General features: G+C 62.5%; 1 protein-coding gene. It reads right to left on the reverse strand.

All coding sequences use genetic code 11. From position 1 onward, the window contains the following. Window positions 1–30: 30 nt before the first annotated feature. Window positions 31–12687: an amino acid adenylation domain-containing protein gene (locus tag P3G66_RS08965; protein ID WP_346349156.1), complete on the reverse strand. Its 12657-nt coding sequence runs from the start codon at window positions 12685–12687 to the stop codon at window positions 31–33. Window positions 12688–12705: the final 18 nt, after the last annotated feature.

Raw genomic sequence — 12705 nt, forward strand, 5'->3', positions numbered from 1 at the left:
GATCAACGCCCATGGGGCAAATACTGCATATTACCCGTCCGTACCGGAACCCTTCCCCAGCGTGGCCTGCGCGTCAGTTATCAAAGACTGGACGAGCGAGGTAGTACCGTCGGCGCCTAGTGCCGGAAGAATGCCCGGAACCAGACCGTTCAGCGAAACCGAGACCAATGCGTCGGCAGTGAGCGCCGCACCCATCGTCTGCTTCATCACAGCCAGTTTTTCGGCCAGCTGTGTGAAGGTCACCGCGGTGTCACCGTGAGTGAAGGCAACCGCCGTCGGATCTGCTGCGGCGGCCGCTGATGCGAGGTCCGGAAGATCGGCGGCGGTCTTCGGCTCGGCTGCCTCGATCAGCGCGCGTTCGAAGTCCGTCACGATGTCGATGGTCCGCAGAACCACCGTCGGATCTGCGGCAACGGCGTCGACCACGGCCCGCAACCTGGCCGCGAACAGTTCCATGGTTGCGGCGTCGTACAGATCGGTTGCATAGGTGAATCGCATCCGGATATCGGACAGCGTACCGCCCTCGTCGAACTCCTCGATTCCGGTGAGCTGCAGGTCGAACATCGCCGAGTCGAATCCGTCGTCCACCGCCGACAGTTCGAGCCCTGGCAGCGCAAACGTGCCAAGTGCCATGTTCTGGAACGTGAGCATCACCTGGAACAGCGGTGAGTATGCCTGTGAGCGCTCACGGCCGACCTGCTCGACCAGACGCTCGAAGGGCACGTCTGCGTTTCCGAACGCCGCGAGGTCCTTCTCCTTCACCTGCTGCAGCAGGTCGACAAACGTGGTTGCCGGTTTCACCTGCGTGCGCAACACCAGCGTGTTGACGAACATACCGACCAGGTCGTCGAGGACTCGCTCGCCGCGGCCCGCCACCGGTGTACCGATCGCGATGTCGTTCGAGCCGCTGAGCTTGGACAGCAGCACCGAGAACGCGGCATGCACGACCATGAACACGGTCGAGTTCTGCTCGCGCGCGATTTCCGCGATTCGACGCGTGGAGTCGGCGCCGAGAGTGAACAGGAAGTCCGCCCCCTTCATCGACTGCGTCGGCGGACGAGGACGGTCCGTCGGCAGTTCCAGAAGTTCGGGAACGCCGGCGAGTTCCTGCGTCCAGTAGGCAAGCTGCGTCGACAGTTCACTGTCCGGATCGCCCTCGGAACCCAGAACGTCGCGCTGCCATAACGTGTAATCCGCGTACTGGACTTCGAGCGGAGCCCATTCGGGTGCCGCTCCCCCGGTACGCGCCGTGTACGCGACCATCGTGTCTCGGATCATCGGCGCCATCGAGAACGCGTCGCCGCTGATGTGGTGGACCACCACGATCAGGACATGCTCAGTGGGCGTGATCTGGAAAAGGCGAACGCGCAGCGGAACACCGGCAGTGACGTCGAAGCCCTGACCGACGACCTTCGCGACCTCGGCCCCAATCGTGTCTTCGCCGACATACAGCACGGCCATGTCGACAACGGCTGCCGACTTCGACTGAATCGACTGCGTCGGGCCGTCCCCGAGATCGGGATAGAACGTCCGCAGGATCTCGTGGCGAGCAACAAGGTCGGAGACGGCCGACTGCAATGCTGCGACGTCGAGATCGCCGGACATCCGGATCGCGACCGGGATATTGTACGCGGCAGACCTGCGGTCGATCTGGTTGAGAACCCACATCCGCTGCTGAGCGAGCGACAACGGAATCTGCGACGGCCGTTCCTGCGCCACCAACTGTGCCCGCGAACCTGAACCGGCATGTTCGAGCACCCGCGACGCCAGCAGTCCGACAGTCGACGCTTCGAAGATGATCCGCACCGGAATCTGGGCGTCAAGTGCCTGACCCAACCTGGCCACGACCTGTGTGGCGATCAGCGAGTTTCCGCCGAGATCGAAGAAGTCGTCGTCCAACCCGACTCGTGGAACGCCCAGGACTTCGGCAAACACCGAGGCCACGATCTCTTCGACCGGATTGCTCGGGGCACGGAACTCCGTTGCCTCGAATTCGGGTTCCGGCAGCGCCTTTCGATCGATCTTGCCGTTGATGTTGAGCGGCAATTCGCTCAGCACCATCAACGCCGACGGCACCATGTAACTCGGCAACTCGCGGACGAGTTCCGCCTTCACGCTGTCGACGTCGACGGTGGCCCCGGCCTGCGGAACGAGGTACCCGACCAGTCGATCCCCCAGTCGCGGATCGGTTTTCGCGACGACAACCGCTGCGTCCACGGACTCAGCAGCTCTGATAACAGCTTCGATCTCACCGAGTTCGATGCGGTAGCCGCGGATCTTCACCTGGAAGTCGGCACGATCGACGTACTCGAGTTCACCGCCACTGCGCCAGACAACGAGGTCGCCGGTGCGGTACAGACGTGTGCCCGGTTCTCCGAAGATGTTGGCGACAAAGCGTTCCGACGTCAGGTCGGCCCGCCCGTGATAACCACGAGCCAGCTGGGTTCCGGCAAGATACAGCTCACCGGTCACTCCGACCGGAACGGGATGCAGTCGCTCGTCGAGCACGTAGACCTGCGAATTCCATTCCGGGGCACCGATCGAGACCGACGAGGTATCGCTCTCGTCCACATCGTGCGCGGTCACTGACACCGCAGCCTCGGTCGGACCGTACAGATTGACGAGTGCCGCGTCGGACATTTTGCGGAACTCTGCCGCCGTTGCCGCGGGCAAGGCCTCACCGATGGCAAGGACACGCTCGAGCGACTGCGGAAGAGTGCCGTCTGCTGCGGCCGTCAGCATCGAGAGCATGGACGGCACCGCGTGCAGCGTCGTCACCTTCTCTTGAGCGATGAGCGCCAGCATGTACTCGGCGTCCTTGTGGCCGTCCGGGTCGGCAATGACCAGGCGGGACCCGGATGTCAACGCGGACCAGAACTCCCAGACCGAGAGGTCGAACGTCGCTGCAGTCTTGAGCAACATTGCGTCGGTCTGGTCGAGACCGTAGCGATCACGCTTCCACAGAAGCTGATTGACGATCGCGGCGTGGGACAGCGCCACACCCTTCGGCTTGCCGGTCGATCCCGACGTGAAGATCACGTACGCGGTATTCGCCGAACGAAGCGGTGCGATCCGCTCGTCGCCGCGCACCGGCGCTCCGGAGACGCGCGACAGATCGAGGGTGTCGATGAGAAGAACGTTGTCGATCCCCGCGAGCGACGGTGCGTCGTTCTCGTTGCTGAGCACGCAGACCGGCGCGGCCATCTCGAGGACGTACCCGGTGCGATCGGCCGGATGATCCGGATCGATCGGAACATAACCGCCGCCTGCCTTGGCAACGGCGTACATGCCGATCACCAGGTCGATGGAGCGTCGCATTCCCAATGCCACCAACGACTCCGGACCGACACCCAGTTCGATCAGGTGACGGGCGAGCCGGTTGACCTTGTCGTCGAACTCCACATACGTCAGCGATTCGAGCCCGTGCACCAACGCGACGGAATCACCGTGAGCGGCAACCTGCTGATCGAACAGATCGACCAGTGTCGCCTCGGCGTCGAGTACCTGCTCCGTTGCATTCCATTCCTGCAGAACCTGATTCGACTCACGCGGATCGAGCACGTCGATGTCGCCGACCACGATCGACGGATCGGCAACCACCGCTGCCAGAACGGTGTTGAACCGATCAGCAAAGGACTGGACTGTCGACTCGTCGAAAAGGTCGTGCGCGTAGCTGAATACGGCCGAGATGCCGGAGGCAACACCACGCTCGTCGTAATTGTCACCGACGATCAACTGCAGATCGAACTGAGCGACACCGTTGTCGATCTCGAGGCCCTTGACGGTGAGGCCAGGCAGTTCCAGGCTTGCCTGTTCCATGTTCTGGAAAAGGAAGCCCACCTGGTAGAGCGGGTGCCGAGCAGTCGAACGTGCGGGGTTGAGAACTTCGACCAGTCGCTCGAACGGAACATCGGCATGCGCAAAGGCCTGCAGGTCGTTCTCGCGCACGCGGGCAAGTAGTTCCGTGAAACTGTCGGAACCGTCGACGTGTGTCCGGAATACCAGGGTATTGACGAACATGCCGATCAGATCGTCGAGCGCACGCTCACCGCGGCCAGCGATCGGGGTGCCAACGGCGATGTCGTCGGTGCCGGAAAGGCGCGCTAACAGAATCGCAAACGCCGCGTGCGTGACCATGAACAGGGTGGTCCCGTGCTCACGGGCCAGCGCCGACAGGCCCTGATGCACTGTTGCGTCGATCTCGAACTGAAGGTAGCCACCGCGGTACGACTGCGCGGCGGGACGCAGACGGTCCGTCGGCAGGTCCAGCTGATCCGGCAGCCCGGCCAAAGCTTGGCTCCAGTAGGCGATCTGCTCGGACGACACGGATTCCGGGTCTTCCTCGCTACCCAGCACCTCGCGCTGCCACAGGCTGTAATCGGCGTACTGCACGTCCAGCGGGGCCCAACCCGGCGCCGTTCCCTGCGCCCGTGCCGCGTAGGCCATGACGAGATCGCGGGCGAACGGAGTAGTCGAGGAGCCATCCGCGGCAATGTGGTGCACCACGACGGCGAGGACGTACTCGTTCTCGGCTACCTGGAACAACCGAATCCGCAGCGGGATTTCGGCCGTCACGTCGAACCTCGTCGACGCCAATTCGACCAGCTTGCCGACAATCTCGGCTTCCGTGACACTCTCGACGTTCAATTCCACCGGCGTATGTCCTACCGGTTCGATGACCTGGACCGGTCCCGAATCGGTTTCCGGATACACAGTGCGCAGGGTTTCGTGGCGGGCAACGACGTCGCCGATCGCCGCACGCATCGCGCCCAGATCGAGTTCACCGCTCAGCCGCAGTGCAAACGGCATGTTGTAGGCACCTGCCGAGCCGTCGAAGCGGTTGAGGAACCACATACGCTGCTGCGCAAGAGAAAGCGGAATCTCTTCCGGTCGATCCTGAGCTGTCAGCGCAAGGCGGCTTCCTTCACCGACGTGTGATTCGAGACGTGCGGCAAGTTCCTGGACGGTGGACGCTTCGAACAGAAGGCGGACCGGTACGGCCGTCTCGAGTTCTTCGGCGATGCGCATGACAACCCGAGTCGCGATGAGGGAGTTGCCACCCAACTCGAAGAAATCATCATCCAACCCCACCCGATCAACACCCAACACACCCACAAACGCCGACGCCACCACCAACTCCACCGACGACACCGGAGCCCGAAACACCCGAGCCTCGAACACCGGCTCCGGCAACAACGCCCGATCCAACTTCCCCGACGAATTAAGTGGAAACGCATCCAACACCACCACAGCAGCCGGAACCATATAACCCGGAACCCGCTCCCCCACAAACCCCCGCAACACCGACACATCCACAACCGACCCCACCGCCGGCACCACATACCCCACCAACTGATCACCCATCACCGACCCACGCACCACCACCGCAGCCGACAACACCGACCCATGCGACACCAACGCCGCCTCGATCTCCCCCAACTCGATCCGCTGACCACGGAACTTCACCTGAAAATCAGTACGACCGATGTACTCCAACTCACCAACTGTGTTCCAACGGACCAAATCACCCGTCCGATACATCCGCTCACCCGAACCGAACGGCGACGCCACAAACCGATCCGCACTCAAATCCGGACGACCCACATACCCCCGAGCCAACTGCACACCCGACAAATACAACTCACCCGCAACACCCACAGCAACCGGCCGAAGGCGCGAATCCAACACAAACACCCGGCAATTCCACTCCGGCACACCAATCGAGACCACCGACCCCGACCCGGCAGCCGTCACATCCGCAAACGTAAACGACACCGCCGCCTCAGTCGGACCATACAAATTATGCAACCGCGCCGACGACACCAACCCGAACTCACGCACCGCCTCCACCGGCAACGCCTCACCGATCACCAACACATCACGCAACGAACCCAACAACCCCGGATCCACCAACGACGAAAACGTCGACAACATCGTCGGAACAAAATCCGTCACCGACACACCCTGATCATCAATCACCGACGCCAAATACCCCGGATCCCGATGACCATCAGCCGACGCCAACACCAACACCGCACCCACCCGCAACGGCATGAAAAAACCCCACAACGACACATCGAACGTCGTCGCCGTCTTCTGCAAATACACATCAGACGACGTCAAGCGATACTCGCCCTGCATGAACTCGAGCTGATTCACAATCGCCGCATGCGAGACCGCCACACCCTTCGGCCGACCCGTCGACCCCGACGTGAAAATCACATACGCCGTATTCGACGCCCGCAACGGCGAGCGCCGATCCACATCAGAAACCCGCGCACCCGAAAAACCAGACACATCAACAACATCCACACACACAACCCGACGACCCGACGCCACGAAACCATCACGCTCCGTCGACACCACACACACCGGATCAGCCGAATCCAACACATACTCATTACGCGAGGACGGCGCATCAGGATCCAACGGCACCCACGCCCCACCCGCACGCACAATCGCATACAAACCAACCAACAAATCAACCGACCGCCGAACAGCCAACCCCACCAACGACTCCGGCCCAACACCCAAACCAATCAAATAACGCGCAAACCTATTAACCCGCTCATCGAACTCCCCATACGAAAGCACCACATCCCCACACACCACCGCACGCGAACCCGAACAAACCCCCACCACAGAATCAAAACCATCCAACAACAACCCACCCACAACCGGACGAGACGTGTCGTTCCACGACTCGAGCACCAAAGCACGCTCAGACACAGTCATGACCTCGACGTCACCGACTGCAGTAGACGGCGTTTCACCGATTTCGGTCAGCAGAGTCTCGAGGCGACCCAGCAGGGCCTGCGCGTACGACTCGTCGAAGAAGTCGGGTAGGTAACGAAGCGTCAGGTGCAGTTGGTCGTCGAGACCGATCAGCAGTGTGAGCGGGTAGTTCGTGGAATCGTCGGAGGCGACATCGTCGATCACCATGCCGTCCAAGAACTCTGCCTGCGCTGCAAGACCGTCACGGTCGACCGGGTAGGACTCGAAGATCACCAGAGTGTCGAAGAGTCCGCCGACGCCCGCGGCGCTCTGCACATCGGTCAGGCCGAGGTAATGGTGATCGAGCAATCCCGCCTGTTCGATCTGAACCCGAGAGAGCAATGCCTCGACGGACTCGGCCAGATCCAGTTGGACACGCACGGGCAGCGTGTTGATGAACAGGCCCACCATCTTCTCGACGCTGTCGAGTTGTGGCGGACGGCCGGAGACCGTGGCACCGAAGACAATGTCCTGGCGACCGGTCATGCGTCCCAGCAGAATTGCCCAGGCAGCCTGGACGATCGTGTTGGCGGTAACGCCGGTCCTCGATGCCAAACCGGTCAGTGTCGCGGTCACCGATTCGCTGAGCGAGATCTGCAACTTCTGCGACAGCGCACTGAATTCCTGACCAACGACGGTGGGAGCCAACAACGTCGGCTCTTCGACGCCGCCCAGCGCTTTCGCCCAGGCATCCATGGACACACTGCGATCCTGCTGGACCAGCCACGCGAGGTAGTTCCGATAGCTCAGTGACCGCGTCTGAGCGGGAATGTTCCCACGCATGGCGTAGTGGCCGAGGAGCGTCTGGAGCAGCAGCGGCATGGACCAGCCGTCGAGGATGATGTGGTGGTTTGCCACAACAAGGCGGTATTCGCTCGCCGCGATCTTGATCAGCGTGAACTTGATCAACGGCGGGTTCGACATGTCGAAGTGCGTGGCCTGGTCCTCGACAAGAATCCGATCCAACTCGCGGCGTCGTTCTTCGCTGTCAGCGATTGTGGTGAGATCCAGTTCGCGCCACGGCACCTCGATGTCACCGAGAACTACCTGGACCGGCGTACCCGTTCCGTCGACCACAAATGCGGTGCGCAGGTTCGGGTGACGATCGATGATGGCCTGTGCTGCGGCGTGGAGGCGATCCGCGTCGACGCGGCCGGACAGCGAGAGAACCATCTGCACGGAGTACAGGTCGACGGTCGACTCGGCCATGACAGCGTGGAACAGCAGACCCGACTGCAGCGGAGCCAGCGGCCAGACGTCCTGCACAGCGGGGAAACGCTGCTCGAACCCGTCGAGATCCCGCTGGGTCAGCGTTACCAGCGGCACGTCCGACGGCGTGAGTCCGCCTGCGCCGACGGCCTGTGCGTGCTGCGCCAGCGCTGTGAGTGCTCCGACCCACAGGTCGGCCAGGGCTTGCACCTCGGTGGCGCTCAGCAATCCGTTCGGGAAGGCAAACGATGCTTCGAGCACCGCGCCGTCAGGGCCGTCGTTGACGATGGCATTGATGTCGACAACCTTGTTGGCCGGCATGTCCGGGTCTTCCGGCGCAGCGACATCGGAGAAGTCGCGTGCCGGAATCCATCCGAGGCCTTGCGCTGCAGCCGGAATATCCTCCGCCACAATGCGACCCAGGTAGTTGAAGCTGACCTGCCCGCTGCTCAGCTTCGACAGCTCAGTGCAGGTGTCGTCGTTGACGTACCGCAGCAGTCCGTAGCCGACACCCTTGTCGGGAGCGGCGAGCAACTGCTCCTTGACTGCCTTGATCGCCGCTCCCGCAGCAACTCCGGCGTCGAAGGCGTCGTCGATGTCGATACCGGCAAGGTCGAGGGCGACGGGGAAGGCCGCCGTGAACCAGCCGACGGTGCGTGAGAGATCGGCACCCGGGACGACGCCCTCTTCGCGGCCGTGGCCCTCGAGCTGGAGCAGTGCCGCTTCGGTGTCGATGCCCCGCTCACGGCGCCAGCGCACCAGTGCCAGAGCAAGTCCGGCCAGCAAACCGTCGTTGGCTCCGCCGCGGAACACCTCGGGCAGAGTTGTCAGCAGGGTTTCAGTGACGCCTGTGGGCACCTCCACGCGCACACGCTCGACTGTTGCCGCAACGTCGACGGACGGATCGAACGCCCGCGAACCGAGAATCGGGTCTGGAGTCGACAGCGTCTTGCGCCAACGTGGCAGTTCTGCCAGTCGCTTGTCTGATCGTGATTCCGCAGCGAGCGAGTGCGCCCAGGTACGCATGGACGTGCCCGTCGGTTCGAGCACGGGTGCACTTCCGCCACTGCGCTGAGCCCACGCGGAAATCAAGTCCGGCACGATGATTCGCCAGGAGACGCCGTCGACGATCAGGTGATGCGCAGCCATGATCAATCGGCCGGTGCGTGTGTCACCGAAGTCGATCCACACGAACTGAGCCATGACACCGGCGGCCGGATCCAACCGGCCGAGAGCGTCGTCGAGAGCACCCGATGCGATGGCCGTCAGGTCTGCGCCCGAAATCGCGGGGTCCACCAGCACCCGTCGCACCAAAGAATCCACGTCGACGGTTCCGGGCGCGGACACAGCCATGCCCGGACCACGCTGATCATCGACCAGACGCGAACGGAACATGTCGTGGTGATTGATGACGGCAGCCAGTGTGTCGACAACACCGGTCCGGTCGATGCCGAGCGGCAACTCCAGCGTCAACAACTGGTTGAAACGCTGGAAGCTGCCGGGCCGTTCGAACATGAATCGCTTGATCGGCGTGAGCGGCATCCAACCGATGCCGCCGCCTTCGATCTCGGCGAGAACAGTGATCGCATCGGCGTCGGAGCCGAAGACGGCAACCTCTGCCAACTCAGCCACCGTCTTGTTCTCGAACACGTCCTTGGGCGTGAACAGAACACCGCGGGCCTTGGCCCGGGACACCAACTGGATCGACATGATCGAGTCTCCGCCCTGAGCGAAGAACGAATCGTCGGTACCGATCTGATCGAGGCCGAGAACGTCGGCAAAGACCTCGCTGAGGACGCGTTCCATCTCGGTCGTGGGAGCACGGAACTCCTTGACCTCGAATACCGGCTCCGGCAAAGCCTTTCGGTCCAGCTTGCCGGCCGGGGTCAGCGGCATGTCGGTCAGAACCATGATCGACGCAGGCACCATGTGCGCCGGCAGGGTGCGTGAGACGAACTCGCTCAGATCCGCCGAGCTGACAGCAGATTCCTTGCCGACAAACACGTACGACACTAGCGCCGGAGCACCGGACGCCAAAGTGGTGCCCATCGTCGCGGCGAACTCGACGTCCGAATGTGCCGTCAGTGCCGCGTCGATCTCACCGAGCTCGATACGGAAGCCACGGATCTTCACCTGGAAGTCGTTGCGGCCCACATACTCAACCTGATATTGGTCAGTCCAACGCACAACATCACCGGTGCGGTACATGCGCTCACCGGGCAGGCCATGCGGGTTGGCAACAAAGCGATCCGCGCTCAATCCCGGGCGGCGATGGTATCCGCGGGTGACCTGGGGACCCGACAGGTACAGCTCACCGGCAACACCGACGGGGACGGGCTGCAGACGCGTGTCGAGAACAAACGCCGCCATGTCGCCGATGGTTCCACCGATGGTCATCCGGTCGCCCGGCATCAGCGGCACACTGACGTTGGTGACGATAGTGGTCTCGGTGGGACCGTAGACATTGAGGAACGTACGTCGACGGTTCGGCTGATCCGCCCACTTGGCCATCAGCTCCGGCGAGTACGCCTCGCCGCCGACACCAACCACCTCGAGATCGTTCAGGCCCGACGGATCCATGGAAGCCAGCGCCGCGGGCGTGATGAAAGCGTGTGTGACGCGTTCGGACTTGAACAGCGCGGTCAACTCGTCGCCGCCGAAGATCGACGTCGGGACGATCACCATGGCAGCGCCTGTCGCGACAGCCAGGAACAGTTCGAGCATCGACGCGTCGAAACTCGGCGACGCGAAGTGCAGCGTGCGGGAGTTCGGCGTCACCAGGTAGTGCTGTGCCTGCGTTGCACTGAAGCTCGCGAGGCCTGCTCCCGTAGCAACAACACCCTTGGGCAAGCCTGTTGTGCCCGAGGTGTAGATCACCCAGGCCGGATGCGCCGGAAGGACGGGGCGCACACGCTCATCTTCACGAATCGGTGAACTATCCTGCGCTGCCATTAATTCCGCGCAAACAGCACTGTCGATCGCGAGCCACTCCACGGTGTCGGTAAGCCCTGCGAGTTCAGCTTCGAAAGTCAGACCGACCGAGACGCCCGAGTCGGAGACCATATGCGCGATGCGGTCGGCCGGGTAGTGCGGATCGATGGGAACAACGGCGGCACCTGTCTTGGATACCGCCCACACCAGCAGGACCGATTCGATGGAACGCGGAATCGACACTGCGACCAGGTCTTCGGCGCCCAGACCGCGAGCGATCAGGACGCGGGCGAGGCGCGACGACCACTCGTCGACCTCGGCGTAGGTCATCGACCGATCCTGGTAGCGGAGAGCTTCGTTGGAGGGATACTGCAACGCGGTCTCGGCCAGGATGTCGGCCAACGGCTTCGGCTCGATGCCCGAGGACGCTCGGCGACTGGTCAATTCGATACGCTCAGGCGCTTCGAGGATGTTGATGTCGCCGACGGCCTGCGTCGCATCCACGGCGACGGCCTCGAGAATCCTAGTCAACCGCTCGGCGAAGGAGACAACTGTCCCCTCGTCGAAGAGATCCGTCGCATAGGTGAAGGTCGCAGTCATGCCGTGACCATCGGCAGCTTCCACCAGGGTCAACTGAAGGTCGAACTTCGCTACAGTTTCCGCGATATCAAATTCAGTGATATCGAGTCCCGGCAACGTCAGGTTATTCTGCCCCAGGTTCTGGAATGCCAAGGCAACCTGGAACAACGGGTTGTGTGCCTGCGAACGAACCGGATCGAGTACCTCGACGATCCGCTCGAACGGCACGTCTGCGTGAGCGAAAGCCGCGAGATCACTCTCACGCGCCGACGTCAGCAGATCGAGGAAACGCATCCCCGGATCGACGTCGGTACGCAGCACGAGCGTGTTGACGAACATGCCGATCAGATCGTCGAGCTGCGCTTCACCGCGACCGGCGACCGGGGTGCCGACTGCGATGTCGGTGGTGCCGGACAACCGGGCAAGAAGTGTTGCCAACGCCGAGTGCATCACCATGAACAGCGATGCCTGGTGCTCGCGACCCACAGCGGCCAGTCCGCGGTGAACATCCGCGGAAATCGGGAAGCTGTAGGTGGCTCCCCGGCCGGTGAACACGGCTGGACGCGCGCGGTCACTGGGCAAGGTGATCTGGTCCGGAACTCCGTCGAGAGCTTTGGCCCAGTAGCCGATCTGCTCTGCGAGTACGGATTCCGTGTCACCCTCGGAACCGAGAACCTCGCGCTGCCACAACGAGTAGTCGGCATACTGCACCGACAACGGCGCCCAGGTCGGGGCTTGACCCTGTGAGCGGGCGTAGTACGCGGTCATCACGTCGCGGATCAACGGACCCATCGAGAAACCGTCGGTGGAGATGTGGTGAATCACTATCGCCAGTACAAACGAGTCCTCCGCGAGCTGGAAGAGCTTGGCCCGCAATGGAACCTCAGCGGTGACGTCGAAGCCTGACGTGACGAAGTCCGTCACCGCCGCCACGATGTCGGATGCTTCGATTTGCACGGGAGCCAGATTCACCGGAACTGCCGCCACCGGCAAGATCCGCTGGTAGCCGGCACCGTCGACCTCGGGGTAGACCGTGCGCAGAACCTCGTGACGCTTCAACACGTCCACGACAGCGTCGTACAACGCCGCCTGATCCAACTCGCCAGTGAGAGTGATCGCCATCGGAATGTTGTTGGCTGCCGATTCGCGGTCCAATTGGTTGAGGAACCACATGCGCTGCTGCGCCAACGACAACGGAACCCGAACCGGACG

The organism is Rhodococcus sp. C3V (genome assembly GCF_029269915.1).
Classification (GTDB): Bacteria; Actinomycetota; Actinomycetes; order Mycobacteriales; family Mycobacteriaceae; genus Rhodococcus_F; species Rhodococcus_F qingshengii.